This is a genomic window from Streptomyces sp. CoH27, from assembly GCF_020181035.1.
GTDB classification, from domain to species: domain Bacteria; phylum Actinomycetota; class Actinomycetes; order Streptomycetales; family Streptomycetaceae; genus Streptomyces; species Streptomyces camelliae.
Genome location: NZ_JAIQYY010000015.1, coordinates 198,211 through 222,801 on the forward strand (window position 1 = coordinate 198,211; position 24,591 = coordinate 222,801).

At 71.3% G+C, this 24,591-nt stretch carries 24 protein-coding genes; 8 read left to right on the plus strand and 16 right to left on the minus strand.

What is annotated here, in order from left to right:
* Nucleotides 1–99: 99 nt before the first annotated feature.
* The 3 genes from gcvH to LE548_RS26175 all read left to right on the plus strand — a co-directional run bounded on the left by gcvH (nt 100) and on the right by LE548_RS26175 (nt 3,207).
* Complete coding sequence (gene gcvH / locus LE548_RS26165) at nt 100–486, plus strand: glycine cleavage system protein GcvH (protein WP_225099397.1); 387 nt, start codon at nt 100–102, stop codon at nt 484–486.
* A 4-nt stretch (nt 487–490) separates the two neighbouring features.
* Nucleotides 491–1,756 (plus strand): serine hydroxymethyltransferase, encoded by a 1,266-nt coding sequence (gene glyA, locus LE548_RS26170; RefSeq protein WP_225099398.1) that lies wholly within the window; start codon nt 491–493, stop codon nt 1,754–1,756.
* A gap of 83 nt (nt 1,757–1,839) precedes the next feature.
* Nucleotides 1,840–3,207, plus strand: a complete 1,368-nt coding sequence (locus tag LE548_RS26175; RefSeq protein ID WP_225099399.1) for an L-serine ammonia-lyase — start codon at nt 1,840–1,842, stop codon at nt 3,205–3,207.
* 160 nt (nt 3,208–3,367) lie between these two features.
* Here LE548_RS26175 and LE548_RS26180 read toward each other — a convergent pair whose 3' ends face one another.
* Nucleotides 3,368–3,877: a F0F1 ATP synthase subunit B gene (locus LE548_RS26180; protein WP_225099400.1), complete on the minus strand. Its 510-nt coding sequence runs from the start codon at nt 3,875–3,877 to the stop codon at nt 3,368–3,370.
* Nucleotides 3,878–3,948: 71 nt separating this feature from the next.
* Here LE548_RS26180 and LE548_RS26185 point away from each other — a divergent pair, with 71 nt between their 5' ends.
* Complete coding sequence (locus LE548_RS26185) at nt 3,949–5,754, plus strand: hypothetical protein (protein WP_225099401.1); 1,806 nt, start codon at nt 3,949–3,951, stop codon at nt 5,752–5,754.
* A 10-nt stretch (nt 5,755–5,764) separates the two neighbouring features.
* Here the strand turns inward: LE548_RS26185 and LE548_RS26190 are convergent, their stop codons facing one another.
* From LE548_RS26190 to LE548_RS26205, 4 genes are all read right to left on the minus strand, one after another.
* Complete coding sequence (locus tag LE548_RS26190) at nt 5,765–8,161, minus strand: tetratricopeptide repeat protein (protein ID WP_225099402.1); 2,397 nt, start codon at nt 8,159–8,161, stop codon at nt 5,765–5,767.
* A 266-nt stretch (nt 8,162–8,427) separates the two neighbouring features.
* Nucleotides 8,428–9,228 (minus strand): class I SAM-dependent methyltransferase, encoded by an 801-nt coding sequence (locus LE548_RS26195; protein WP_263636607.1) that lies wholly within the window; start codon nt 9,226–9,228, stop codon nt 8,428–8,430.
* Nucleotides 9,229–9,311: 83 nt separating this feature from the next.
* A complete protein-coding gene (locus LE548_RS26200; protein ID WP_225099404.1) occupies nt 9,312–9,662 on the minus strand; it encodes a glyoxalase/bleomycin resistance/extradiol dioxygenase family protein in 351 nt (116 codons plus the stop codon).
* A 1-nt stretch (nt 9,663) separates the two neighbouring features.
* Nucleotides 9,664–9,849, minus strand: coding sequence for a CopG family transcriptional regulator (locus tag LE548_RS26205; RefSeq protein WP_225099405.1), 186 nt, complete (start codon nt 9,847–9,849; stop codon nt 9,664–9,666).
* 192 nt (nt 9,850–10,041) lie between these two features.
* Between LE548_RS26205 and LE548_RS26210 the strand changes: the two genes are divergently transcribed.
* Both LE548_RS26210 and LE548_RS26215 read left to right on the plus strand, forming a co-directional pair.
* Nucleotides 10,042–11,079, plus strand: a complete 1,038-nt coding sequence (locus LE548_RS26210; RefSeq protein WP_225099406.1) for a phosphatidylinositol-specific phospholipase C domain-containing protein — start codon at nt 10,042–10,044, stop codon at nt 11,077–11,079.
* A 102-nt stretch (nt 11,080–11,181) separates the two neighbouring features.
* Nucleotides 11,182–11,736: a glycoside hydrolase family 25 protein gene (locus LE548_RS26215; RefSeq protein WP_225099407.1), complete on the plus strand. Its 555-nt coding sequence runs from the start codon at nt 11,182–11,184 to the stop codon at nt 11,734–11,736.
* A 24-nt stretch (nt 11,737–11,760) separates the two neighbouring features.
* Here the strand turns inward: LE548_RS26215 and LE548_RS26220 are convergent, their stop codons facing one another.
* Together LE548_RS26220 and LE548_RS26225 are read right to left on the minus strand one after the other, a co-directional pair.
* Nucleotides 11,761–12,423 carry an NADPH-dependent F420 reductase gene (locus tag LE548_RS26220; protein WP_225099408.1) on the minus strand — a complete coding sequence of 221 codons (663 nt, stop codon included), beginning with the start codon at nt 12,421–12,423 and terminating at the stop codon, nt 11,761–11,763.
* 118 nt (nt 12,424–12,541) lie between these two features.
* Complete coding sequence (locus LE548_RS26225) at nt 12,542–13,534, minus strand: zinc-dependent alcohol dehydrogenase family protein (RefSeq protein ID WP_225099409.1); 993 nt, start codon at nt 13,532–13,534, stop codon at nt 12,542–12,544.
* Nucleotides 13,535–13,637: 103 nt separating this feature from the next.
* On the opposite strand from LE548_RS26225, the gene LE548_RS26230 reads away from it, so the two are divergent.
* Nucleotides 13,638–14,558, plus strand: a complete 921-nt coding sequence (locus LE548_RS26230) for an AraC family transcriptional regulator (RefSeq protein ID WP_225099410.1) — start codon at nt 13,638–13,640, stop codon at nt 14,556–14,558.
* On the opposite strand, the gene LE548_RS26235 is transcribed toward LE548_RS26230, so the two are convergent.
* The gene (locus LE548_RS26235) at nt 14,555–15,250 is read right to left on the minus strand and encodes a FadR/GntR family transcriptional regulator (RefSeq protein WP_225099411.1); all 696 of its coding nucleotides are present in this window, start codon (nt 15,248–15,250) and stop codon (nt 14,555–14,557) included. The genes LE548_RS26230 and LE548_RS26235 overlap by 4 nt on opposite strands.
* Nucleotides 15,251–15,470: 220 nt before the next feature.
* Here LE548_RS26235 and LE548_RS26240 point away from each other — a divergent pair, with 220 nt between their 5' ends.
* Nucleotides 15,471–17,165 (plus strand): 2-isopropylmalate synthase, encoded by a 1,695-nt coding sequence (locus LE548_RS26240; protein WP_225099412.1) that lies wholly within the window; start codon nt 15,471–15,473, stop codon nt 17,163–17,165.
* Between the two features lie 166 nt (nt 17,166–17,331).
* Here the strand turns inward: LE548_RS26240 and LE548_RS26245 are convergent, their stop codons facing one another.
* The 8 genes from LE548_RS26245 to LE548_RS26280 all read right to left on the minus strand — a co-directional run bounded on the left by LE548_RS26245 (nt 17,332) and on the right by LE548_RS26280 (nt 24,307).
* Complete coding sequence (locus tag LE548_RS26245; RefSeq protein ID WP_225099413.1) at nt 17,332–17,544, minus strand: EF-hand domain-containing protein; 213 nt, start codon at nt 17,542–17,544, stop codon at nt 17,332–17,334.
* Between the two features lie 60 nt (nt 17,545–17,604).
* Nucleotides 17,605–18,516 carry a MerR family transcriptional regulator gene (locus LE548_RS26250; RefSeq protein ID WP_225099414.1) on the minus strand — a complete coding sequence of 304 codons (912 nt, stop codon included), beginning with the start codon at nt 18,514–18,516 and terminating at the stop codon, nt 17,605–17,607.
* Between the two features lie 69 nt (nt 18,517–18,585).
* Nucleotides 18,586–19,200: an ADP-ribosyltransferase gene (locus tag LE548_RS26255; RefSeq protein ID WP_225099415.1), complete on the minus strand. Its 615-nt coding sequence runs from the start codon at nt 19,198–19,200 to the stop codon at nt 18,586–18,588.
* Nucleotides 19,201–19,306: 106 nt separating this feature from the next.
* On the minus strand, nt 19,307–20,509 hold the full coding sequence (locus LE548_RS26260) for a beta-propeller fold lactonase family protein (protein WP_225099416.1): 1,203 nt from the start codon (nt 20,507–20,509) through the stop codon (nt 19,307–19,309).
* Nucleotides 20,509–21,327 (minus strand): polysaccharide deacetylase family protein, encoded by an 819-nt coding sequence (locus tag LE548_RS26265; protein ID WP_225099417.1) that lies wholly within the window; start codon nt 21,325–21,327, stop codon nt 20,509–20,511. The genes LE548_RS26260 and LE548_RS26265 overlap by 1 nt, the downstream gene beginning before the upstream one ends.
* A gap of 85 nt (nt 21,328–21,412) precedes the next feature.
* The gene (locus tag LE548_RS26270) at nt 21,413–21,916 is read right to left on the minus strand and encodes an ATP-binding protein (RefSeq protein ID WP_225099418.1); all 504 of its coding nucleotides are present in this window, start codon (nt 21,914–21,916) and stop codon (nt 21,413–21,415) included.
* A 299-nt stretch (nt 21,917–22,215) separates the two neighbouring features.
* The gene (locus LE548_RS26275) at nt 22,216–22,983 is read right to left on the minus strand and encodes an enoyl-CoA hydratase/isomerase family protein (protein ID WP_225099419.1); all 768 of its coding nucleotides are present in this window, start codon (nt 22,981–22,983) and stop codon (nt 22,216–22,218) included.
* A 79-nt stretch (nt 22,984–23,062) separates the two neighbouring features.
* The gene (locus LE548_RS26280) at nt 23,063–24,307 is read right to left on the minus strand and encodes an Ig-like domain-containing protein (RefSeq protein ID WP_225099420.1); all 1,245 of its coding nucleotides are present in this window, start codon (nt 24,305–24,307) and stop codon (nt 23,063–23,065) included.
* Nucleotides 24,308–24,591: the final 284 nt, after the last annotated feature.

Consider the following 24,591-nt stretch of genomic DNA (forward strand, 5'->3'; position numbering starts at 1 on the left):
GAGCTTTCGACTTCGCTCAAGCAGGGGACCCCCCGTCCACCAGCGGTTTCGCAGTCCCCCCTTCATCAGCACTCCCGCGCGTACAGGAGAATTCAGGCCATGAACAACCCCCAGCAGCTGCGCTACAGCAAGGAGCACGAGTGGCTGTCGGGCGCCGAGGACGGCGTCTCGACGGTCGGCATCACGGAGCACGCGGCCAACGCGCTCGGCGACGTGGTCTTCGTCCAGCTCCCCGAGGTCGGCGACACCGTGACCGCGGGCGAGTCCTGCGGCGAGCTGGAGTCGACCAAGTCGGTCTCCGAGCTGTACTCGCCCGTCACCGGTGAGGTCACCGCGATCAACGAGGACGTCGTCGAGGACCCCTCGCTGGTGAACTCGGCCCCCTTCGAGGGCGGCTGGCTGTTCAAGGTGCGCGTCGCGGAGGAGCCGGCCGGCCTGCTCTCCGCCGACGAGTACACCGCCTTTTCCACCGGCGAGGAGTCGTAATCGCATGACCGTCCTGAACACGCCCCTGCACGAGCTGGACCCGGAGATCGCCGCCGCGGTCGACGCCGAGCTCGGCCGCCAGCAGTCCACGCTGGAGATGATCGCCTCCGAGAACTTCGCGCCGCTCGCGGTGATGGAGGCGCAGGGCTCGGTGCTGACCAACAAGTACGCCGAGGGCTACCCGGGCCGGCGCTACTACGGCGGCTGCGAGCACGTCGACGTCGCCGAGCAGATCGCCATCGACCGGATCAAGGAGCTGTTCGGCGCCGAGTACGCCAACGTCCAGCCCCACTCCGGCGCCTCCGCCAACCAGGCGGCCCTGTTCGCCCTCGCCCAGCCCGGGGACACCATCCTCGGCCTGGACCTGGCACACGGCGGCCACCTGACCCACGGCATGCGGCTGAACTTCTCCGGCAAGCAGTTCAACGTGGTCGCGTACCACGTGGACCCGGAGACCGGCCTGGTCGACATGGCCGAGCTGGAGAAGCTCGCCAAGGAGCACCGCCCGAAGGTGATCATCGCCGGCTGGTCGGCGTACCCGCGGCAGCTGGACTTCGCCGAGTTCCGCCGGATCGCCGACGAGGTCGAGGCCTACCTGTGGGTCGACATGGCGCACTTCGCCGGTCTGGTCGCCGCGGGCCTGCACCCGAACCCGGTCGAGTACGCGGACGTGGTCACCTCCACGACCCACAAGACCCTCGGCGGCCCGCGCGGCGGCATCATCCTCGCCAAGCAGGACTTCGCGAAGAAGCTGAACTCCTCCGTCTTCCCGGGCTTCCAGGGCGGCCCCCTGGAGCACGTGATCGCGGCCAAGGCGGTCTCCTTCAAGGTCGCGGCGAGCGAGGACTTCAAGGAGCGCCAGCGCCGTACGGTGGAGGGTGCCCGCATCCTCGCCGAGCGGCTGACGGCGGCGGACGCCCGCGAGGCCGGCGTGAACGTCCTGTCCGGCGGTACGGACGTCCACCTGATCCTGGTCGACCTGCGCGAGTCCGAGCTGGACGGCCGGCAGGCCGAGGACCGCCTCCACGAGGTCGGTATCACGGTCAACCGCAACGCGGTCCCGAACGACCCGCGTCCGCCGATGGTGACCTCCGGCCTCCGGATCGGCACCCCGGCCCTCGCGACCCGCGGCTTCACCGCCGAGGACTTCGCCGAGGTCGCGGACGTGATCGCCGAGGCCCTGAAGCCGTCGTACGACGCGAAGGCCCTGAAGGCGCGCGTGAAGGCGCTCGCCGACAAGCACCCGCTGTACCCGGGTCTGAACAAGTAGCCCCGGACACGTAAGTCCCCCGGTGGGGCACTCTGGGAAGGGTGCCCCACCACCCCCTGTTTTTGCTGTCTTGAGGAGTGACCGTGGCCATCTCGGTCTTCGACCTGTTCTCGATCGGCATCGGCCCGTCCAGCTCCCACACGGTCGGCCCGATGCGGGCGGCGCGCATGTTCGCCCGCCGTCTGCGCAACGAGGGCCTGCTGCCCTCCGTCGCGTCCGTGCGCACGGAGCTGTACGGCTCCCTCGGCGCCACCGGGCACGGCCACGGCACCCCGAAGGCGGTGCTGCTCGGCCTGGAGGGCGCCTCGCCGCGCACGGTGGACGTGGAGACCGCCGACGAGCGGGTGGAGACGATCAAGGCATCCGGCCGTCTGAAGGTACTGGGCGAGCACGAGATCCCGTTCTCCTTCGACGACGACCTGGTCCTGCACCGCCGCAAGGCGCTGCCCTACCACGCCAACGGCATGACGGTCTGGGCGTACGACGCCTCCGGCGCGGAGCTGCTGTCGAAGACGTACTACTCGGTCGGCGGCGGCTTCGTCGTGGACGAGGACGCGGTCGGCGCGGACCGGATCGTGCTGGACGACACGGTCCTGAAGTACCCCTTCCGCACGGGCGACGAGCTGCTGCGCCTGACGAAGGAGACGGGCCTGTCGATCTCCTCGCTGATGCTGGAGAACGAGCGGGCCTGGCGCACGGAGGACGAGATCCGCGCGGGCCTGCTGGAGATCTGGCAGGTGATGCGGGCGTGTGTCTCGCGCGGCATGTCCCGCGAGGGCATCCTCCCCGGCGGCCTCAAGGTCCGCCGCCGCGCGGCCGTCTCGGCCCGCCAACTGCGCGCCGAGGGCGACCCGTTGGCGCACGCGATGGAGTGGATCACGCTCTACGCGATGGCGGTGAACGAGGAGAACGCGGCCGGCGGCCGCGTGGTGACGGCCCCCACCAACGGCGCGGCGGGCATCATCCCTGCGGTCCTGCACTACTACATCAACTTCGTGCCGGGTGCCGACGAGGAGGGAGTGGTCCGCTTCCTCCTGGCCGCCGGCGCCATCGGCATGCTCTTCAAGGAGAACGCCTCCATCTCCGGCGCCGAGGTCGGCTGCCAGGGCGAGGTCGGTTCCGCCTGCTCCATGGCCGCGGGCGCGCTCGCGGAGGTGCTCGGCGGCAGCCCCGAGCAGGTCGAGAACGCGGCCGAGATCGGCATGGAACACAACCTCGGCCTCACCTGCGACCCGGTCGGCGGCCTGGTCCAGATCCCCTGCATCGAGCGCAACGGCATGGCCGCGGTGAAGGCGGTCACGGCGGCCAGGATGGCGATGCGCGGCGACGGCTCCCACAAGGTGTCCCTGGACAAGGTCATCAAGACCATGAAGGACACCGGTGCGGACATGAGCGTGAAGTACAAGGAGACGGCCCGGGGCGGGCTCGCGGTGAACATCATCGAGTGCTGAGGGGATGGGCCCTGACCTGCGCGTTCGATTCTTTCGGCGTTGTCAGGGCCTTCCCTGCTCACGCGACGGAAAGTCCCTGGAAACTCCCTGGGAGACGGGGCTGTTCTGGAGCACGTTCCTGTGCTCCCTGCCCGAACGCGGCCTGGGAGACTCCCGGTGATTACGCCTTCGCCGCGGAGTCGGTGTCCACCTCGGCGAAGAACGCGTCGGCGATTTCTCGCGCCCGGCGCTCGTCGGTGATCGGCTCACCGAGGATGCGTCCGGCCAGGTCGGTCGCCAGCCTGAGCACATCCTCTCGGAGTGCCGCCTCGGCGACGATCCGGTCGGCTTCCAGTTGCGCCCTGGCCGATGCCACGAGTTCGTCGCGCTGCCGCTGCCCCTCGGCCCGGACCTCCTGGATGAGGAGGCTTCCCTCGTCGGCCGCGGCCTGCCGGATGCGGGCAGCCTCGTGGCGCGCCTCGGAAAGTTCGGCCTGGTATTCGGCGTGAATCTGCCGCGCCTCCGCATGGACGGCTTCGGACTGCTCGATGGTGCCCTCGATGGCTTCCTGCCGGGCCTCAAGCGTCTTGGTGATCCGCGGCACCAAGAATTTCGCGAAAGTGAAGAAGACTGCTGCGAAGCAGATCAACGCGACGATGAGCTCGTTTACCTTCGGTTCCAAAGGTCCCATGCGAAAACCCTAGCAGCGCTGAAGGCCGTTGCAGAGGGGCGGACTTGCGGTGAACATCATCGAGTGCTGAGGTGAACCCTGTGACGGGCGGGGTGACGGGTGCTGCGGCACGGATACGTGTGCCGGTGGGCGAGGACGCGGAGCGCTGGGTCACGCGGACCGGGTGCCGCCGGGTCCTGTTCGTCGTGCACAACGTGACGTCGGCGACGCGCCTGCTGGACGTGCTCCCGCTGTTCTCCGGCGACCTGCGCGTGCAGATGTTCGCCACCTGCACCGGTTCGTCCCCGTTCCTGGCCGGAGTGCCCGAGCTGCTGGGGCGAGCCGGGCTCCCGGTGCTCCCCTGGGAGCAGGCCAAGGACACCGCGTTCGACCTGGCCGTCTCCGCCAGCTACGGCGGTGAACTGGGCGCGATCCAGGGCAAGTTGGCGGTCCTGTCACACGGGGTCGGCTACAATAAGAGGCTGGCAACACCGGACAACACCGGACAACACCGGACAACACCGGTCTTCGGTCTCTCGCCTGACTGGCTCCTCGACGACGGACGTCCCCTCGCGCACGCCACCGTCCTCTCCCACCCCGAACAGCTCGACCGGCTGCGCTCGACCTGCCCGGAGGCGGCACCCACCGCCGTCCTCGCGGGCGACCCGTGCTACGACCGCATCCTCGACGCCCTCCCCCAACGCGCCCTCTATCGCCGGGCGTTGGGCGTCGGCCCCGGCCAGCGGCTGATCGTCGTCAGCTCCACCTGGGCGCCACGCTCCCTCTTCGGCGGAGCCGCGGAGCCGGAGGCGGACGATCTGCTGCCCTGGCTGCTGTCCCGTTTGCCGGCGGAGCTGCCGGCCGACGAGTACCGGACGGTCGCGGTCCTGCACCCCAACATCTGGTACGGCCACGGCCCCGGACAGGTCCGCGCCTGGCTGGACAACGCGCGGCGAGCCGGCCTCGACCCGGTCTCTCCCCTCGACGGGTGGCGCCAGGCTCTGATCGCCGCCGACTGCGTCCTCGGCGACCACTCCAGCGTCACCTACTACGCGGCGTCGATCGGCGTCCCGGTCCTCCTCGGAGCGTTCCCCCAGCAGGACCTCGACCCGCGCTCCCCGGTCGCCGCCCTCGGCCGTACGGCACCCCGGCTCGTCCGCCGGGGCAGCCTGCGCGCGCAGATCGACCGTGCCGTCGCCGCGCACGAGCCCGGCCGGTACAAGGAGCTGGCGGAACAGACCAGTTCGTCACCCGGCGAATCGGCCGCTCTGCTGCGCCGCCTGTTCTACGACCTCATCGGCATCCCCGAGCCCGCGGAACACCCCGCGCTGCTCGACCCGTTGCCGCTGCCGCCCTACCTGCCCGCCCGCCGTACCGCCCCGGTCCGCGTGCTCACCGGCGGCGTCGGCACGGATCCGGCGCAGGTCACCGTCGCCCGGTACGCCGTCGCCGGTGCCGGGCACCTGCCCGACGACTCGCCGGCCTGGGTGGACTCCGCCCACACACTGGTCGACGAGGAGACACGGGAGACCGGCCGGCTGCGCATCGCCGACGTCGTCGTACGGTATGCGGCCGGGGACGACCCTCGGCTCGGGCCGCCGGCCGCGTGGACGGCGGAGGCGCTCGACCGCTACCCGTACTGCGGGCTGGTCGCCTACGTCGACGGGCCGGACCGCTGTGTCGTCCGCACCCGCGCGGGGGACCTCATGCGCCTGTCCGCCGCGCCGGGGCCCGACGGGCGAGCCGACCTGTGCGATCCCGCCGCGTACGCCTCCGGGCTGTACGGCTGGCTCGCGAGTGGGCGGCACCTGGCCGGAGCCGTCCCCGGGATCACCGTACGAACGGGTGACGCGGCCCACCGGGTCACTGTGGAGCCGCTCGCACCGGGAGCGCTCTGAGCCGCGGGCCTCAGGCCTCCGCCTCGGCCAGTCGCGCCCGCACGCGGGCCAGGCCGCTGTGGTTCTCGTACTCCTCGTAGCACGCGGCGGCGGTGCGCAGATCCTCCGCTTCCTCCGCCCTGCGGCCGGAGAGGCGATGGCAGCGGGCCCGCGCCTCGACGGCGTCGGCCAGTTGGAGCCCCGCGCCCGTCTCGGTCATCGCCTTGACGGCCTCGTCCAGGCAGACGCGCGCCTGTTCCGCGTCGCCGGCGTCCAGGTGGGCGTCGCCCAGGCTCATGTAGACGCGACCTGCGTTGTAGGTGTCGCCACCGCCCGGCAGCCGGCGGAACCGGGCGAGGGCGTCGTTCAACCGGGCGATGGCGGAAGGGAATTGGCGCTGCCTGGTCTGGGCGCGGCCGATGTGGTGCGTCAGCAGGGCGGTGGCACGTGGCACGTCCTCCCAGCCGTCCTGCCCGGGGCCGATACGGCTCAGCGTCTCCTGCGCCTCCTCGAAGCACCGCTGGGCCGCGGCGAACTCCCACTGCTTGAGGCGGAGCAGCCCCAGCGCCTCGGCCGCGGTCGCCTCACCCCGGTGGTGGCCGCAGGCCCGGTCCGCGTCCCTGGCCCGCACAAGGGCGTCCTCGGCGTCCGCCGCCCGGCCCGCCCCCAGGTAGCCGAAGGCGAGCTGCGTCCACATGCGGCCGACGGCACGCGGGTCGCCGAACTCCTCCGTACTGCGCTGAGCGGCCTCGACGCCCAGCAGATGTGTGTCGATCCACTGGGCGTGGAAGCCGAGCAGCAGATGCAGGCCCCACATGGCCTCGCACAACTGCCATACGTGGTCGTGCAAGCCATGGTGGGCGGCGGCCCGGATGACGGCCGCGAGATTCTCCCGCTCGGCGCGCAGTTCGGCCAGCGCGCGCTTGCCGTCGCCGGGGTCGCGCTGTTCCGGCAGGGTGAGTCCCCGGTAGGCGGGGCCGAGCCGCCAGCGCAGCGGCATGACCCGGAAGTCCGCGCCCGCGGCGAAGCGCAGGTGCGAAACCGCCACGCGGCGCACCGCGGTGGCCATCCGACCGTGTCCGTCCTCGGCCTCCGCGAGCCGGTGGGCGTGGGCCCGGGTCAGGTCGTGGAACCGGTAGCGCTCCTCCCCGACCTCCTCCAGCAGATGCACCCGGGCCAGCTCCTCCAGCAGCGCCCGCGCCTCGTCCGCACCGACACCGGCCGCATGCGTGGCGCACCGGACGGTCACGGTGGGCCAGGGCCACACCCCGATCGCGCGGTACAACGCGGCGCAGTCGGGAGTCAGTTCGGCGTAGGCGGCGTCCTGGACGAGCCGGACGGGGTCGGCCGTACCGTCCGGGGTGTCGTCGCGCACGGCGGTTCCTCCCTGGTCGTGGCCGCGGTTCCGGTCGGACAGCTGCTGTGCGACGCGCTCCCAGGTCAGATGGTGCCGTACGGCCAGACCGGCGCCGGTGGTGCACACCGCGAGGGGGATCCCGCCCGTGCCGTCCGCCACGGCCCGGATCACTGCGTCCGGAGCGGACGGGCGGTCACCTCCGGCGACCCGCCTGATCAGCGTCGCCGCGTCCTCGGCCGACAGCGGCCCCAGCGGATACGGCCGGGCCCCGTGGGCGGCCACGAGCGACCCCGGCCGGTACCGGCTCGTCACCAGGACGAGGCAGTCCGGCGAGGCCGGGAGCAGCGGGATCACCTGGGCGTCGTCATGGGCGTTGTCCAGTACGACGATCAGGCGCCGGTCGGCGGTGCAGTCGCGGTACAGGTCCCGCTGGCGTGCCTCGTCGCCCGGCACCATGGCGGGCGGGACCCCGAGCCGCTCCAGGAAGCGCGCGAGGATGTCGGAGGGGGCGAGCGCCGTACCCGCCGACGCGCCCTTCAGGTCCGCGAACAGCGCGCCGTCGGGAAACCGCTCCCGCAGCGCGGTCGCGCAGTGCACAGCGGCGGCGGTCTTGCCGATGCCGCCCGGTCCGGTGAGGACGGCGAGCGTGGGCGCCCCCGGCGGGCGCTCCTCCTCGTCCAGCAGAGCCGTGAGCCAGGCGAGCACCTCGGCGCGGTCGGTGAACACGGCCGACGCCGGCGGCAGCATCTGCGGCCGCGAGGCACCGTGCGCCACGGCGGGTACGGTGCGCGGCGACAGCCACGCGGCCTCGCGGACCCACTCCGCCACCTCCCTTGCGAACTCTGGTGATCTGCGGGCGAGTTCGAACAGCTGGCGGGCCGCGGCCGTCTGCTCGGGCTCGGTGACGGGAAGGGTGGGCCGGTGCGAACCCTCCTCTCCTGAACCGGAGTTGCCCCCGGAACGGCCCCTGCTCAACAGCTCGTAGAGCCGCTCGGAGACCCGTCTGCCCGCCTCGCCGCCCGCTCCGGAGAGGGCTCCCGAAGCCACCGTGCCGACAGCCGAGAGCGCCATGCCCATCAACGGTTCCACTCCGGAACTCCCCCCAACTCGCCGTTCCCGCCATCGTATCGACGCGTCGGGGAGGACAGGCCGGGATGACATGCGGGGCGACGGGCGCGGGTGACCGGCGCGCACAACGGTCGGGGACGGGGGGCGGGGACGGGGGGCGGGGACGGCGGGCGGGAACGACCGGCGAGGACGACCGCCCGCGCCGCCCGGCGAGGACGATGGCCCGCGCCGCCCGGCGGGGATGCCGGTCGGGATGACCGGCGGTGGGTTCACGTCGTGGCCAGCAGCAGGTCCTCCCCGGTCGACGGCCGCAGGCCGTCCGGGCGGCCCGTGAAGTAGCGCTCGGCGAGGGCGGTGCCCGGGACGTGCCGGACGTGTGTGAAGCCGGCCTCGTGGGCCAGGGTCAGCATCTCCTCCGGGGTGTAGAAGCTCCGGAACGGCGTGCCCGCGCCGCGTGCGCCGGCCTGGCTGGTGCGCAGGCCGGGACGGTCGGCCTCGGCCACGAGGTCTTCGGGCAGCAGGAACGTCATGGCGAGGGTCGAGCCGGGAGCCAGCGCGGCGACCTGGCGCAGGGTGGTCGTCGTGGCCTCCTTGGTGAGGTACATCGTGACGCCGCTGGAGGCGACGACCGCCGGCCGGCCGGGGTCGAACCCGGCCGCGGTGAGCGGCTCCCGCCAGGCCCCGCCGCTCGCCTCGAAGTCGACCGGCACGAGGTGCAGCCGCCCGGGGACGCCGTACCCGAGTTCGACGAGGCGCCGGCGTTTCCACTCCTGCGGGCCGGGCTGGTCGACCTCGAAGACGCGCAGCCGGGACGCGGGCCCGGGCGAGCGCTGGGCGAAGGTGTCGAGGCCGGCGCCCAGCAGGACGTACTGGTCGACGCCGTGCTCGGCGGCCTGCTCGGCGACCAGGTCCTCGACGAACCGGGCGCGGGCGACCATGGCGGCCCGGAATGTGCTGGTGGCCACCGGATCCATGTCCGGGCGGTCACGCCACCCGTCGCCCGGGTCCGCGATCCTGAGGCCGATCTCGTCCTCCAGCACGTGCGGCGGCGCATCGACCTGGACGTGCATCGCCCGCCACAGGGCGCATCGCACGGCGGTGTGGTCCGGGGCCACAGCCGGGACCGTCCGGTGGTCCGCCGGAGCGCCGCCCGTCACGACTCTTCCTTCCGGGGAGCCTGAAGGCTCCACAGCCGGCCGTCGGGGTCGCGGACGGTCATCAGCCGGGTCCCGAAGTGGGTGTCCTCGAACGGCGTGACCACCTCGACGGCGGTGTCGGCGCGGAACGCGTCCGCGTCGGGCACCTTCAGTACGATCTGCGTCCGCGGCTCGCGGTCCTCGGGAACCTCGGCGATGAACACGTACGGCCCGTCGCCGTTGCGGAACTGGCCGGAGCTGTGGTCGGTCTCGAACTCCAGGTCGTAGCCCAGCGCCTGGAAGAACCGGGCCGCCTTTCCCCAGTTGTGCGTCTCCAGGAAGACGGCTTCGATGCCCTCGGTCGCCATGTCAGGCCTCCTTCTCGGTCTTCTCCGACTTCTCGGTCTTCTCCGGGGCGTCGTCGAGGTAGGCACGCAGCGCCTCGGCGACCAGCGCCGACAGCGACATGCCCGACTCGATGGCGCGGAACTTCACCTGCTTGATCAGCCCGATCGGCAGATACACGTTGAACTGCTTGACGTCCTCATCACCCACACCTGCGAGGCTAGCATGCTAGCAATCTAGCCGCGAGGGTGAACGAGGGGCTCCTGCGGAGAGCCGTCGGTCCCATGCGGACCGCTTTGGGCGTGCGCCGCCGGAGGCCGATGTTCCTCCAGGGGCTACCCGGCAGTAACCGCTTTCTCCTACGCTTCCGCCAACTCGACGGCAGCGAAGGGAAGTTCGGGCATGCGGGTGATGAGAAGGCTGGCGGCGCTCGTGGGAGCGGCGGCACTGCTGGCGGTGGTGCCGGGGAACGCCCACGCGGCGACGGGGAAGTTCTCCGAGACGACGGCCATCGGCACGCACAACGCGTACGACAAGTCCAAGTACACGTACTTCGCCCAGGCGCTGGACTCCGGCGCCTCGCTGCTGGAGATCGACATCTACGCGGACAGCGTGAACCGGCGCTGGCGGGTGAGTCACAGCAGTCCGCTGGGCAACGACAACAACTGCGAGGACGCCAAGACGCCCGGCGAGCTGTACAGCAAGGACCGCAACCAGGACTTCGGCAGCTGCCTGGACAACATCGCGGCGTGGAACCAGCTGCACCCCGACCACCCGCCGATCGTCTTCAAGACAGAGATGAAGGTCGGCTTCAACAACGACGTCGGCCTCGGTCCCGACGAGTTCGACACCCTCATCGACCAGAAGCTCGGCAGCAGCGTCTACAAGCCGGCCGACCTGCTGGGCTCGTCGTACTCCACGCTGGACGCGGCGGCGAAGGCGAACGCCTGGCCGAGCCGGGACTCCCTCAAGGGCAAGTTCCTCTTCGAGGTGATCCCCGGCACGGTGGAGATGAAGAACCCGTTCGACCACTACTGGACGGACCAGGAGTACGGCGACCACCTGCGCGACCTGTACGCGGCCGGGAACATCGGGCGGGCCGAGGCCTTCCCCGCGGTGCTGGGCGCGGCGGGCGGCGACCCGCGGGCGAGCCGCTGGACCTCCGACACCTCGATCCGCCCCTGGTTCGTGTTCTTCGACGGCGATGCGGCGACGTACGTCAACAGCGGATACGACACGTCGTTCTACTCCGCGAACCACTACATCCTGATCATGACGGACGCCTACAACGTGTCCCCTGCGATCTCCTCGACCGCCCCCACGGACGCCGAGGTGGCGGCCAGGCTGGCCCTGCTGGCCGGAAACCACGCGAGCATCATCACATCGGACTGGTCGGGGAAGCCGGCGTCGGTACTCAGTTCGGTGGTCACCCGGAGCTGACGTTCCCCCGCGCGAGGGCGGATCGGGCGTGCCGTCGTGGGGCATCACTCAACCAGCAACGCCAACTCCTTACCCCCACCGGTACTTCGAGGAGCCCCCCACATGCTCTCCGGCATCGATGTCAGCGCGTTCCAGTCGTCCTCGTACGACACGAGCGGCCTCTCCTTCGCCTTCGTCAAGGCGACGGAGGGCCGCTCGTACGTCAATCCCCACGCCACCGCCCAGGCGAAGACCGCCCGCGACGCCGGCCTGGTCGTCGGCTTCTACCACTTCCTGTGGCCCGGCAACCTCACCGCCCAGGCCGAACACTTCGTGACCGCCGCTCCCTCCCAGGCGGGCGACATCCTCGCCGTCGACTGGGAGACCACGGGCGACGGCACCCACGCGAGCGGCGCGGAGAAGGACGCCTTCCTCAAGAAGGTGAAGGCCCTGCGGCCCACCCACCGGGTCATCCTCTACTGCAACCGCGACTTCTGGCTCACCGTCGACGACACCTCCTACGCGGGCGACGGCCTGTGGATCGCCGACTACGTGAGCGCGGGCCACCCCCGCATCAAGGCGAAGTGGCGCTTCCACCAGTACACCAGTGACCCGCACGACAAGGACGTCGCCGACTTCCCCAGCAAGGCCGCGCTGAAGCAGTGGGCGACGCCCTGACCGCCCCGGCTCCCTTGACGGCCGTCAGCCGCGGAAGGCCGCCGGGCGTTCCGGGGAGGCCTCGGCGAGGGCCTTGGCCACGGCTTCCACGCCTGCCCGGAGGCCGTAGACCGGGGTGTCGGGCTGCTGGCGCCAGGAGTCGTCGATGCCGCCTGCGTCGACCGTGTCGAAGCCGAGTTCGTCGATGAGGGCGCGGACCTTGGCCTTGGCCGCCTCGTCGTCGCCGGCCACCGGGAGGGCGATGCGGTCGGGGTCGCCCGCCGGGCGGGGGCGGTCCAGGATGTCCTGGGCGTAGGTGCCGTTGAAGGCCTTGACCACCGGGTGGCCGAGGTGCTGCTCGGTCCAGCGGCTCTCGGTCAGACCCTCGTCCTCGATCGCGGCGATGCGGCCGTCGCGCTGCTGCGGGTAGTAGTTGCCGGTGTCGATCACCGCCACGCCCTCGGCCGCGCCGTCCAGCAGGCCCGAGGGGAGGCTGGGGACGACCTTGAGGGGGACGGTGACGACCACCACCTCGGCGCCCTTGGCCGCCTCCTCGGCCCGGACGGCGGTCGCGCCGGTCTCCTCGGCCAGTTCCCTGAGCGTCTCGGGGCCGCGGGAGTTCGCCACGGAGACGTCGTGGCCGAGAGCGGTGAGCCTGCGGGTGAGGTTGCCGCCGATGTTGCCCGCGCCGATGATGCCGATCTTCATGACAGGCCTTCCGGAGTCGTTCGGGAGTGTTCCATGCGTGTGCATGCTTCAGATGTTCCCGACAACCCCGCCGGCCCCGGCACTATTCCGGGGTCCCCGCAATCCCCGGTGAACCCGTTCAGGGGCGTACGACGATCTTGCCCAGGTGCGTGTTCGACTCCATCAGGCGGTGCGCGTCCGCCATGCGGTCCAGGCCGTCGTACACCTCGGCGATCACGGGGCGCAGGGTGCCGTCGGTGAGGCCCGCCCCGAGGTAGTGGGCGGCGCGGCGGCGGCCCTCGGCGTTGCCGGTCAGGATGAAGTTGGCGTAGCCGTGCACCGTGACGGGCCAGTTCCGGGGCAGTTCGACGGGGCCGTCGGCCAGCCAGCCGTAGCTGACCATGGTGGCGTCGGCGGCGGCCGCTGCGCCCAGTTCCCGGAAGTACGAGCCGCCGATCGCGTCCAGGACGATCTCGGCGCCCCGGCCGTCGGTCAGCCGCCGGGTCTCCTTGATCACGTCCTCGTCCTCGCTGACGATCACATGCTCGGCGCCCAGATCGAGCAGTGCCTGCCGCTTGGCCTCGGTGCGGGTGGTCGCGATCGGGATCGCGCCGGCCCGCCGGGCCACCTGGATCGCCGCGGTGCCGACGCCGCTGGACGCCCCCGTGATCAGCACATGGTCGCCGGCCGCCGTCCCGGCCCGCTCGATCAGGGCGCCGTACGCCGTCGTGTAGGTGAGCCAGACGGCGGCCGCGGTGACGGCGTCGACGCCGGCCGGGCGCGGCACGACCGAGGTCTCGGGGAGGAGGACGAGGTCGGCGTAGACGCCGTGGGTGCTGAGGTGGTGGTTCGCCGCCGCGAGCACCGGGTCGCCGGGCGCGAACGCCGTCACGCCCGCGCCGACCGCCACCACCTCGCCGGCGGCCTCGTAGCCGTTGCGGGAGCCCGGCAGGGTGGGCTGGTAGAAGTAGGTCCCGGCGCGCAGCATCGCCTCGGCCCGGTTCAGCCCGAGCGCCTCAACCTTGACCAGCACCTCGCCCGGAGCGGGGTCGGGCAGTTCGGTCTCCTCGACCGTGAGGACCTCGGGTCCGCCGATCTCGTGAAAGAGCACTGTACGTGCGGTAGTTGTCATGCCGTCGACGCTAGTTCCGGCGGGCGAGACGCTCCATGTCCTCCTGTCTCGGTTTCCTGTCCGAACGTCTCTCTTGTCCGGCCTCACTGGCTACAGTGAGGCCATGGACGTGCTCAGCGATGTCGTCGCGGCCATCCGCACCGGGCGGCCGCACTCCTCGCGCCGGTACAAGTACGCGCCCTGGGGACTGCGGTTCGCCGACACCGACGAGGCCGGGTTCCATGTGGTGCTGCGCGGCTCGGCCTGGCTGATCCCGAGGGACGGGGATCCGGTGGCGCTCGCGCCGGGGGACGTCGTCTTCCTCGCGCACGGGCAGGGGCACTCCCTGGTCAGCGCCCCCGGGGTGCCCACGTACGAGGTACGGCTGCTGCCCGACGGCACCTGGAGCGGGAGCCCGCCCGGGGAGCCTCGGCAGGGCTGCCCGGACACGGTCACGCTGTGCGGGATCTACCGGCTGGACCGCGACCGCTCCCACCGGCTGCTGGCCGACCTGCCGGAGGTGGTGCATCTGCCCGCCACGGTCGGCGGTCACCGCTCGCTGCGGGCGGCGGTGGAGCTGCTCGGGATGGAGCTGGAGGAGCAGCGGCCGGGCACCGACGCGATCGTCACCTCGCTGCTGGACACCCTGCTGCTGTACATCCTGCGGGCCTGGTGGGAGGCCGAGCGCGCGGCGGGGCGGGCGCGGGGCTGGGCGGGGGCGCTGGCCGATCCGGCGGTCGCGGCGGCGCTGCGCGCGATCCACGCCGATCCGGCGCGGGCGTGGACGGTGGCGGAGCTGGGCGTCGTCGGCGGGCTGTCCCGGGCGGCGTTCGCGCGCCGGTTCGCGGCGCTGGTGGGCGAGCCGCCGCTGACGTATCTGACCTGGTGGCGGATGACGACGGCGGGCCGACTGCTGCGCCACGACGACCTCTCCCTGCGCCAGATCGCCGAACGTACCGGCTACACCTCGGAGTTCGCCTTCGCCAAGGCCTTCAAGCGGGAGTACGGAGTGGCGCCGGGCCGGTACCGCAGAGGCGTGGCCTAGTCAGGCCTCCCCCGCAACAACTCCAGCGTCTCCTCCAGTTCCGCCGTCAGCACCTCCGCCGCCCGCTCCGCGTCCCCGTCCGCGATGGCCCCGACGAGGGCCGCGTGGCTGTGGTCACGGGTGTTGGGGTCCCGCTCGCGCAGCCGGGTGAGGTCCAGCAGGGTCACCAGGCCCTCGCGCAGGACGGGGGCGAACTCGGTGAACAGGTCGGCCAGGACCGGGTTGTGGGCGGCGGTGACGACGGCCGTGTGCAGGGCGATGTCGGCGTCGATGAACTCCGCGTCGTCGCCGGCGGATGCCGCCCGGCGCCCGTCCAGCGCGCCCCGCAGCGCCTCCACGTCCTGAGGGGTACGGCGGTGCGCGGCGAGCCGGGCCGCCTGCACCTCCACTCCCATGCGGACCTCGTAGACGTCCGTGACGGCGGCCCGGCGCAGCCGGGCGGGCCAGTCCTCGGCGGGCTCGGTGGCGATGACGAAGACCCCGGCGCCGTGCCGGGGCCGTACCAGCCCGGCGCCGGCGAGTGCGCGCAGTGCCTCGCGGACCGTGGAGCGGCCGACGCCGAGTTCCCTGGCGAGCGTGGTCTCGCCGGGCAGTTTGCCGCCGACCGGCCAGTGACCTGCGGCGATCTGCTGCCTCAGGCGCTGCGCGGCCTGTTCGACCAGCGGGCTGGGACGGAGGGCTTCGAGCGGCATCGGAGGTCACCAACTTGTCTGCGGAATCGGGGACTTCTTGGAATTCTCACTTGTCTGAGGAGCTGAGGTGTCGCTAGCGTACCCGGCATGACGCTCCGCGGTCTGCTTCTCCTCGGCTGCCGCGGCGGGGTTTGACGCGACCGGCGCCCCGCCGCGGGACGCCGTGCTGCCGGTCACCGTCCGACCGAGCCGAAGGCAGCGACCGCCGATGAAGACGCCGATGAACACCCTGTGGAACCCGCAGCGTCCCAGCCCCATGCCGTACCACCGCTACCGCCCCTTCCAGGAGCGGGTGAACGTCCCGGTCACCGAACGGAGTTGGCCCTCCGCCCGCATCGAGCGCGCTCCCCTCTGGGTCCCCGTCGACCTGCGCGACGGCAACCAGGCGCTGGCCGAGCCCATGGACACCCCGCGCAAGCGCCGCTTCTTCGACCTGCTGGTGGCGCTGGGTTTCAAGGAGATCGAGATCGGCTATCCGTCGGCCAGCCGCACCGACTTCGACTTCGTACGGCACCTGGTGACCGGCGGGGCCGTGCCCGACGACGTCACGCCCGTCGTGTTCACCCCGGCCCGCGCGGATCTGATCGACCGGACCTTCGAGTCGATCGCCGGGCTGCCGCGCGCCGTCGTCCACCTCTACATCGCGACCTCGCCGGTGTGGCGGGACGTGGTGCTGGGCCGGGACCGCGGCGAGGTGGGGCGGACGGTGCGGGAGGCGGCACATCGGATGGCGCGGCGGGCCGGGGACGCGCCCGGCATCCGCTTCCAGTTCTCGCCCGAGACCTTCAACCTCACCGAGCCCGACTTCGTCCTCGAACTGTGCGACGGCCTCACGGAGTTGTGGGACGCGAGCCCGGACCGCCCGGTGACGCACAACCTCCCGGCGACGGTCGAGATCGCCACCCCGAACGTGTACGCCGATCAGGTCGAGTACATGCACCGCCACCTGGACCGCCGGGACTCGGTGATCCTCTCCGTCCATCCGCACAACGACCGCGGCACCGGCGTCGCCTGCGCCGAACTGGCCGTCCTGGCCGGTGCCCAGCGGGTGGAGGGCTGCCTGTTCGGCAACGGCGAGCGCACCGGCAACGTCGACCTGGTCACCCTCGCCCTGAACCTCTTCGCCCAGGGCGTGGACCCCATGGTCGACCTCGGCGACATCGACGCCGTACGCGAGACGGTCGAGCACTGCAACCGGCTGCCGGTGCACCCGCGCCACCCGTACGCCGGCGACCTGGTCCACACCGCCTTCTCCGGCACCCACCAGGACGCGATCAGCAAGGGCTTCGCGGAACACGCCCGGCGGGCGGCCGAGTCGGGGGTGCCCGAGCGGCAGGCGCCGTGGGCCGTGCCGTATCTGCCGATCGATCCGGCCGACGTGGGGCGGACGTACGAGGCGGTGATCCGGGTCAACTCCCAGTCGGGCAAGGGCGGGGTGGCGTATCTGCTGCGCACGCACGCGGGGCTGGACCTGCCGCCGGGCATGCGGCCGGAGTTCGCGCGGATCGTGCAGGACGCGACGGACGACAGCGGCCGGGAGGCGACCCCCAAGGAGCTCCACGAGCTGTTCGAGGCGGCGTATCTGGCGGACGGCCCGGTCGGACTCGACTCCTGGTCCACACGGCGGGAGGCGTCCGGGGTGCACCGGTTCACGGGCACGCTCACCTCGGGGGACGGCTGCGAAGGCACCGGTGACTCGCCGCTCGCAGCCTGCGCGGACGCGCTCGCCGGCACCGGGTACCCGGTCGGCGTACTGGACGTGGTGGAGCAGCCGGACGTGGACGGTGGGGCGGTCGCCTACGCCGAGTGCCGGGTCGGCGGCCGTGTCCTGTGGGGCGCGGGCCGGGACGCCTCCGGGCTCGCGGCCTCGGTGCGGGCGGTGCTGTCCGCGGTGAACCGTGCGGTGGGCCGGTGAGCGAGGTGCTGCGCGCGGCAAGTCGCCGCATGGGCTGTGGACAACCGAGTGAGCCCAGTGCCAGACCCCTGGAGCGCACGGAACGGCGGTCCGCGTAACGGTACGGCGAAGGGGGTGCCCCGCCGACGGAAGGACTCCGTACCGGCGGGGCACCCCCTCACGGGCGTCACTTGTTGAGGTACGCCCAGAACTCGTCGAACGACAGGACTTTGTCGCCGTTGAGGTCACGCTGGTTGATGATCGCCTGGGCGACCGTCTCGGTGACGTTCCAGTCGCCCTCCTGGGCCAGCGCGTGCTTGAACTCCGCGGCGGTGATGAATCCGTCACCGTCCGCGTCGATCCGCTGGAACTCCTTGCGTGCTGCCTCGATGTCCGCCACCGGATCCGCCCCTTTTGTTCGTGTTTCTTGTGCCGTGCAGGCGTACTGACGCTGGTCAGATTAACGGCCCGCGCGCGCACGGAGTGCGGCGACCACCCAGGCGAAGTCCTCGGCGTGCGGTGGGGCGGGCTGCCGGTTCACGATGGCGATGAGTTCGCGGTAGCGGGCGATGCGCTCGTTGAACCCCGCCGTCATGCGTTCCAGCACCTCGCCTCGGTCGGCGTCTCCGAACAGCTCCGCCAGGACCTCCTCCGCCTCGGGCGCCGTGGGCTCGACGCCTCGCTCCCGCGCCGGGGCGGCCAGGTCCACCAGCCGCTTGGCGAACCACATGGACCGTCCGCCCGGATCCCCCGGCTGCCGGTCGGCGGCGTTGAACTCCATCGCGCGGCGCATCTGGGCCCGGAAGTCCGGGTCCTGGATCATCTCGGCCAGTTCCACCCAGGCGTCGGCCTCCTCGGGCGTCGGATCGTCCGCGAGGCGGACGGCGGTCTGCCGGATCCGCTGCTGGATGTCCGGGTCCACCGTGTCGAGACCGTGCAGGGTCTCCGCCACGAACTCCTCCATGATCCGCTGCCGCTCCGCCGCGGACAGCCGGGCCAGTTTGTTCATCAGGGTCATCTCCTCCGCCGTCGAGCCTCTCCTCGCGACCGTCGACAGCACGGCCCGGGTCACTTTCAGCGCCCTGATCTGCGCGTCCAGCGCCGCCACATGGGTGGCCGCGACCTCGGCCACCGAACGCTCCCCGGCCAGCACCTCGCGTACGTCGTCCAGGCCGAGCCCGAGCTCGCGCAGGGTATGGATCAGCTCCAGGCGGGCCACGCAGGCGGCGTCGTAGAGCCGGTAGCCGCCCGTGGAGCGGGTCACCGGGGTGAGTACGCCCTCGTCGGACCAGTAGCGGATGGTGCGCACGCTCAGCCCGGTGGCCCGGGCCAGCGCGCCGATCGTGAACAGTCCGGTGCCGTCGTCGGTCATGTCCGGGAGTCTGGGCCTTCCAGCGGGTGGAGACTCAAGGAGCGGGCCCGGGGACCCGCTCCGCGGCTGTCAGTGCCAGGGCTCGTAGTACGGGTTGCTCCGGCAGTCGTCCATGATCTCGATCTTCTTGACCTTGTCGACCGGGCAGACGCCGATGATGTACTGACGGGCGACGCCGCCGGGGAAGGCGACCTCGACCTGGTCGGCCCACTTGTGGGTGTCGCCGATGGTCTTGTTGACGTCGATGCCGCCGGGGGCGTCGATGTAGTAGTTCCAGCCGGACTTGTACCAGGTCTTGTACAGGTCGTGGTCGTAGGTCGTCGAGACGTACGGGGAGGGCTGGTTGACGAGGACGTACTTCTCGATGTCGTACTGGCCGTTGACCACGTCCTTGGGGAAGAAGCCGACGGGGAAGATCGTGTCGGGGGAGCGGCTGTCGCTGCGGTAGAGGGTGCCGCAGGTGGTGCGCCAGGCGGGGGCCGGGGTGATCCGGCCGAGGTCCACGTTCCGGTCGGCGGCGGCCTTCAGCTTGTCCTCGAACTGGGGGCACGCCGGTGCGGCCGCCCTGGCGGGCGCGGCGGCGGCGTGCGGGGTCACGGGGGCGGTGGCGGCCGTGGTGGCGAGGACGGCGCCGAGGGACAGGACGGCGGCGACGACACGGCGCCGCATTCGGGTGATGATCATGCGCAGCACGATGTCGGCTGATCGGCCGCGGCGCGTGGATCATCACCCGAAAGGCGGCGTGTCCCACTGACTCGTGTTCACGTGGTCTTCCTCAACTGGCCTTCGCTCAGCGGAAGATGCCCGTGTGCCCGAGGGAGTAGCGGCCGGGCTGGGGGTAGACGGCGAGGCCGTGCGGGCCGCTGCCGGTCTTGATGCGGGCCAGTTCCTTGCCGGTGCGGGTGTCGATGGCGTACACCTCGGCGTTGTAGCGGCCGGACAGCCACAGCACCTTGCCGTCGGCCGAGACGCCGCCCATGTCGGGGCTGCCGCCGCCGGGCAGCCGCCACTTCTTGGTGAGCTTGTTCTGCGTGAAGTCGAAGACGGAGATGGTGCCCTCGCCCCGGTTGGAGATGTACATCTCGCGGGAGTCGCGGCTGATGTAGAGGCCGTGGGCGCCCTTGCCGGTGGAGAGGAAGCGGGGCTTGGTGAACTTGTCGCCGTCGAGGATCCACAGACCGTTGGCCATCATGTCGGCGATGTAGAACAGCTTGCCGTCCGGGGAGATCTTCACGTCCTGCGGCATCGCGCCGTGGAACGGCAGCTTCTCCTGCTCGACGACCCTCATCTCCGCGGTGTCGACCTTGAGGATCTCACCGCTGAACTCGCAGGAGACGATGAAGTAGCGGCCGTCCGGGGAGAAGTCGGCGTGGTTGACGCCGTAGCAGCTGACCGGCACGGCCTTGACGACCTTCATGGTGTGCGCGTCCCGGAAGACCAGCTGGCGGTCCATGGAGGCCATGACGACGGCGTACTTGCCGTCGGGCGTGAAGTACAGGTTGTACGGGTCGTGCACGGCGACCGCCTTGCCGGCCTTGCCGGTCTTGGGGTCGATCGGGGTGAGGCTGTTGCCGAGGTCGTTGTTGACCCAGAGGGTCTTCAGGTCCCAGGACGGCACGACGTGCTGGGGCTGGCGGCCGACCGGGATCGTGTCGATGACCTTGTAGGTCGCGGGGTCGATGACGGTGACCGTGTTGGAGTTGGTGTTGGGGACGTACACCCGGGACGGGAAGTCCTTGACGACCGGGGAGAGCTGGTTCGGCCGGTCGGCGGAGTAGAGGTCGGCCGGGTTCTCGACCGGGGGCATCCCGGGCAGCACGTCCACCCGGTCCGGGTTCTGGTTCACCCGCGGCTGGACCGGGGCCTTGCTGCCGACGGCGTTGTTCTCGGCGTTCCCCCCCTTCGAGGATCCGGAGCTGCACGCGGACAGCAGCGTCAGGGCGGTGAGGGCGGCACCGGCGGCCAGCAGCCGGGCGGCTTTCGTGGTTCGCATCAGCTCAGCAGCTCCGTGGTGGTGACCGCGCGCAGTCCGCGGCGGTCGAGTTCGTGAAGGACGTCGGGCAGGGCGGCGACGGTGTCCGGGTACCCGAAGTGCATGCTCACCACCGATCCGTTCTTCACCTCGGCGAGAACCTTGCGGGTGATGGCGGTGGCGCCCGGCCGGGTGTAGTCGAGCGAGTCGACGTCGTACGACAGCACGTGCGGGTAGCCGGCCTCGCGGGCGAGCCGGGCGACCAGCGGGGAGGCGGTGGGCGACCGGGAGGGGCGGAACCAGGTGCCGATCGATCCGGTGAGCCGCTTCAGGCGGTCCGCGCAGTCGGTGATCTCCTTGCGGGCGTCGGCCTCGGCCATGCCGTTGATGGAGATGTGCCGCTGGGTGTGGTTGCCGAGGTCGTGGCCGCCGTCGAGGATCCGCCGGGCGATGTCGGGGTGTTCGTCCAGCCAGGTGCCGACGGCCAGCACGGTGAGATGGGCGCCGGCCTTCTCCGCCGCGCCGAGCAGGGAGTGCGCGATGCCCGGATCCCCCTGGCCGTGGAAGGTGAGGGCGACCTGGGCACGGGTGCGCGGGCCGTGGGTGATCTGGGCGGGCAGGCCGGGATAGGCGCGGGGGGCGGGGGCCGCCTGGACGGCGGCCGGTGGATGGCCCTTGCCGTGGGCGGCGGACGGGGACGGGGCGGGTGATGTGGGGTCCGGAGTGGTGGTCGGGGCCGCCTGGCCCGCACCGCAACCGGCGGCGAGCGCGCCGCCGGCGACGAGTCCGGCGCCCGCACGCAGCACCCCGCGTCGGTTGGTCGTGGTCACCCGCACCATTTAAGGCCGGACAGGTAAGAAAACCGCCGATTGGCCCGTTTGAGGGAAGACTTCGGGTCGCGGTTGCGGCCACGCAGGCTGCTCGCTACCGGTCGGCAACCCTCATCTCGAACCATGTGGTCTTGCCCCGCGGCAGCAGGTCCACGCCCCACCGGTCCGACAGCTTGTCCACGAGGAACAGCCCGCGCCCGCTGACGTCCAGTTCCTGCACCGGCATCAGGCAGGGCAGCCCGCGCGAGGGATCGCGGACCTCCACCCGGATCCAGCCGGGGCGGCGGCGCATCCTCAGGCCGAAGACGCGGGCGCCGGTGTGCCGTACGGCGTTGCCGACCAGTTCCGACACGAGTAAGACGGTGTCCTCGGTGAGCTTGGGGGTCAGCCGCCAGGTGCGCAGGACGACGACCTGGGCGAGCCTGCGGGCGGTGGCCGCGGATTCCGGCCGGGACGGCAGCGGGACCTCCGCCTCCGTCGGGTTGCCGAACAGTTCGAGCGCTTTGAGCGCCTGTTCGTCCTCCACCCCGGGCGACCAGCGTGCCGCGGCCGCACGACTGTGTCCCCGTGGCTGTTCGATGCCCTCCAGCCCCGCCATGCCCCCATGATGGCGGCCCGGAGCCGTCTTGGGGGCCGTTCCGGAGGAATACGCCCCCCTCGCGCCCCCGCTTCGCATCGAGCGACTGGCATATGCCGAGGGCATGCCAGAGGCCGGTGCACCCTCGTCGACCTGCGCGGAAGGCTCGGTTCCGGGCAATCGTCAGGCTCCCTCGACAGCACAGGCTTAAGGTTGCCTTAAGGCTCCCATAAACCGCCCCATCGAGGGACCCGGATGAGACGACGCGTCAATTGCAAGGGGACCCACGGGAGTTACGGCACACTTCACACCGCTGACGCTCAGCGGAACTTTGCCTTGCCCGGCCCCTCCTCCACGAAGCTGCGCATGCCGATCTCGCGGTCCTCGGTGGCGAACAGGCCCGCGAACCAGTTCCGCTCGACGGCGAGTCCGGTGTCGATGTCGGTCTCCAGCCCCGTGTCGACCGCCTCCTTCGCGGCGCGCAGGGCGATCGCGGGACCCTGGGCGAGCTTCGCGGCCCAGGCGTGCGCCTGCTCGTACACCTCGGCGGCCGGCACGACCCGGTCCACCAGGCCGATCGCGAGCGCCTCGTCGGCCCTGACCTGACGGCCCGTGAAGATGAGGTCCTTGGCCTTGGAAGGGCCGATCAGCCGGGGCAGCCGCTGGGTGCCGCCGGCGCCCGGGATCAGGCCGAGCAGGATCTCGGGCTGGCCGAGCTTGGCGTTGTCGGCGGCGATACGGAAGTCGGCGCACAGGGCCAGTTCGCAGCCGCCGCCGAGGGCGTAGCCGGTGACGGCCGCGACGACGGGCTTGGGGATGCGGGCCACGGCCGTGAAGGCGTCCTGGAGGCCGCGGGAGCGCAGGATCATCGCGGTGTGATCCATGTTCTGCATCTCCTTGATGTCCGCGCCCGCCGCGAACACCCGCTCACCGCCGTAGATCACCACGGCGCGCACGTCGTCGCGGCGCGTGACCTCCTCGGCGAGTTCCTTGAGCCGGTCCTGGGTGGCGACGTCGAGCGCGTTCATCGGCGGACGGTCGAGGCGCAGGGTGCCGACGCCTTCGGCGACTTCGAGATTCACGGTCATGCCCGCAGGTTAGCGGGGGTTAACGGGAACGGGCCCGGTGCCGTAGGTCACAGCACCGGGCCCGTCGGCCGGAGAAAAGTCACTTCGTCCAGTCGGCCCACGACATGTTCCACCCGTTGAACCCGTTGGCCGGGTCCACCGTGCGGTCGTTCGAGTGCTGGACCACGACCACGTCACCGATGATCGAGTGGTTGAAGAACCAGGCCGCCGGGACGGAGCCGTCGTAGCCGCCGCGCACGTCTTCGAGGCCGACGCAGCCGTGGCTGGCGTTGTAGTTGCCGAAGGCGTCGCCGCCCCAGTAGTTGCCGTGGATGAAGGTGCCGGAGGTGGTCAGGCGCATGGCGTGCGGGACGTCCTTGATGTCGTACTCGCCGCCGTAGCCGACCGTCTCGCCGTTCATCCGGGTCACGGTGAGCTTCTCGCTGATGACCATCTGGCCGTTCCAGGTGTCGTAGCCGGGCTTGCCGGTGGTGACCGGGAGGGTCTTGATGACCTTGCCGTCCTGGGTGATCTTCATCGTGTGCTTCTTGGCGTCCACGATGGAGACCTGGTTGCGGCCGATGGTGAACTTGATGGTCTTGTGCTGCTCGCCGTAGACGCCGGAGCGGCCCTCGACGCCGTCGAGGTTGAGGTCGACGGTGACCTTCGTGCCTTCCTTCCAGTACTGCTCGGGGCGGAAGTCGAGACGGTCGTTGCCGAACCAGTGGCCCTCGACGTCCACCGCCGGCTGGGTCGTGATCCTGATGGCCTTCTCGACGGCCTTCGGGTTGGTGATGCCCCGGGTGAAGTTCACGGAGAACGGCATGCCGACACCGACGGTGGAGCCGTCCTCGGGGGTGAAGTAGCCGAGGAAGGTGTTCTTCGGGGTCAGGGTGGTGAAGGTGGAGTCCTCGGCGGCCTCGCGGCCCTCGGAGTCCTTCGCGACCGCGTGCACCGAGTACTTGGTGGCGGCCGCCAGATGGCCCGACGGCGTCCAGGACGTGCCCCCGCCGGTGACGGTGCCGTCGACCTGTGCGCCCTTGGCGTCCTTGACGGTGACCTCGGTCAGCTTGCCCTGGGCGACGTCGACCTTCAGCGCGCCGCTCGTGTCCACGCCGGTGGCGCCGGACTTGGGCGTGATGGTGACGGTCGCCGTGGACTGCTGCTTGCCCTGCTGGGTGCTGGAGGCCTTGCCGTCACCGGAAGCGCCCGCGTCCTTGCCGCCGCCCCCGCCGCCGCACGCGGCGAGCGTCAGCACCAGGGCACCGGATATCAGCGCCCACCCCTTGCCCTTACGGCCCCGCCGCCCCACCGTCGACGCCCCCGATATCGGCCGCGCGTTCAAGTCGTCTCCCCTCGCGTCGGACCTGCTCAGGCCCGCTCCCCACCACACTTGTGCGCGCATATTAACCGCCTGGTTTTGAGCGGAGTGTCAGGTGAATGTCACCGTTCCGTCGCAGATTCCGCCCGGACCGGACGTTCCTCCCCCTTTAACTTCACCGCGCTGCCCGCTTTCCACTCCTGCCAGGTCGTGTTCCAGCCGCCGAGGCCGTTGCCGGCGCGGCCCCCGCGCGCCGTGCACGTCCGTGTACGTGCCGCACGCGGGCCTCCGCGAACCGGCCCGCCCGG

What these genes read in the sequence shown, in the direction of transcription:
- LE548_RS26265 (WP_225099417.1), bottom strand. Translation starts at nt 21,327, where the DNA reads ATGGTGCGGGTGACCACGACCAACCGACGCGGGGTGCTGCGTGCGGGC.
- LE548_RS26190 (WP_225099402.1), bottom strand. Translation starts at nt 8,161, where the DNA reads ATGGCGCTCTCGGCTGTCGGCACGGTGGCTTCGGGAGCCCTCTCCGGA.
- LE548_RS26250 (WP_225099414.1), bottom strand. Translation starts at nt 18,516, where the DNA reads ATGACCGACGACGGCACCGGACTGTTCACGATCGGCGCGCTGGCCCGG.
- LE548_RS26235 (WP_225099411.1), bottom strand. Translation starts at nt 15,250, where the DNA reads ATGCCGCTCGAAGCCCTCCGTCCCAGCCCGCTGGTCGAACAGGCCGCG.
- LE548_RS26230 (WP_225099410.1), top strand. Translation starts at nt 13,638, where the DNA reads ATGGACGTGCTCAGCGATGTCGTCGCGGCCATCCGCACCGGGCGGCCG.
- LE548_RS26220 (WP_225099408.1), bottom strand. Translation starts at nt 12,423, where the DNA reads ATGAAGATCGGCATCATCGGCGCGGGCAACATCGGCGGCAACCTCACC.
- LE548_RS26200 (WP_225099404.1), bottom strand. Translation starts at nt 9,662, where the DNA reads ATGGCGACCGAGGGCATCGAAGCCGTCTTCCTGGAGACGCACAACTGG.
- LE548_RS26225 (WP_225099409.1), bottom strand. Translation starts at nt 13,534, where the DNA reads ATGACAACTACCGCACGTACAGTGCTCTTTCACGAGATCGGCGGACCC.
- glyA (WP_225099398.1), top strand. Translation starts at nt 491, where the DNA reads ATGACCGTCCTGAACACGCCCCTGCACGAGCTGGACCCGGAGATCGCC.
- LE548_RS26255 (WP_225099415.1), bottom strand. Translation starts at nt 19,200, where the DNA reads ATGATCATCACCCGAATGCGGCGCCGTGTCGTCGCCGCCGTCCTGTCC.
- LE548_RS26195 (WP_263636607.1), bottom strand. Translation starts at nt 9,228, where the DNA reads ATGCACGTCCAGGTCGATGCGCCGCCGCACGTGCTGGAGGACGAGATC.
- LE548_RS26180 (WP_225099400.1), bottom strand. Translation starts at nt 3,877, where the DNA reads ATGGGACCTTTGGAACCGAAGGTAAACGAGCTCATCGTCGCGTTGATC.
- LE548_RS26260 (WP_225099416.1), bottom strand. Translation starts at nt 20,509, where the DNA reads ATGCGAACCACGAAAGCCGCCCGGCTGCTGGCCGCCGGTGCCGCCCTC.
- LE548_RS26275 (WP_225099419.1), bottom strand. Translation starts at nt 22,983, where the DNA reads ATGACCGTGAATCTCGAAGTCGCCGAAGGCGTCGGCACCCTGCGCCTC.
- LE548_RS26240 (WP_225099412.1), top strand. Translation starts at nt 15,471, where the DNA reads ATGAACACCCTGTGGAACCCGCAGCGTCCCAGCCCCATGCCGTACCAC.
- LE548_RS26270 (WP_225099418.1), bottom strand. Translation starts at nt 21,916, where the DNA reads ATGGCGGGGCTGGAGGGCATCGAACAGCCACGGGGACACAGTCGTGCG.
- LE548_RS26210 (WP_225099406.1), top strand. Translation starts at nt 10,042, where the DNA reads ATGCGGGTGATGAGAAGGCTGGCGGCGCTCGTGGGAGCGGCGGCACTG.
- gcvH (WP_225099397.1), top strand. Translation starts at nt 100, where the DNA reads ATGAACAACCCCCAGCAGCTGCGCTACAGCAAGGAGCACGAGTGGCTG.
- LE548_RS26215 (WP_225099407.1), top strand. Translation starts at nt 11,182, where the DNA reads ATGCTCTCCGGCATCGATGTCAGCGCGTTCCAGTCGTCCTCGTACGAC.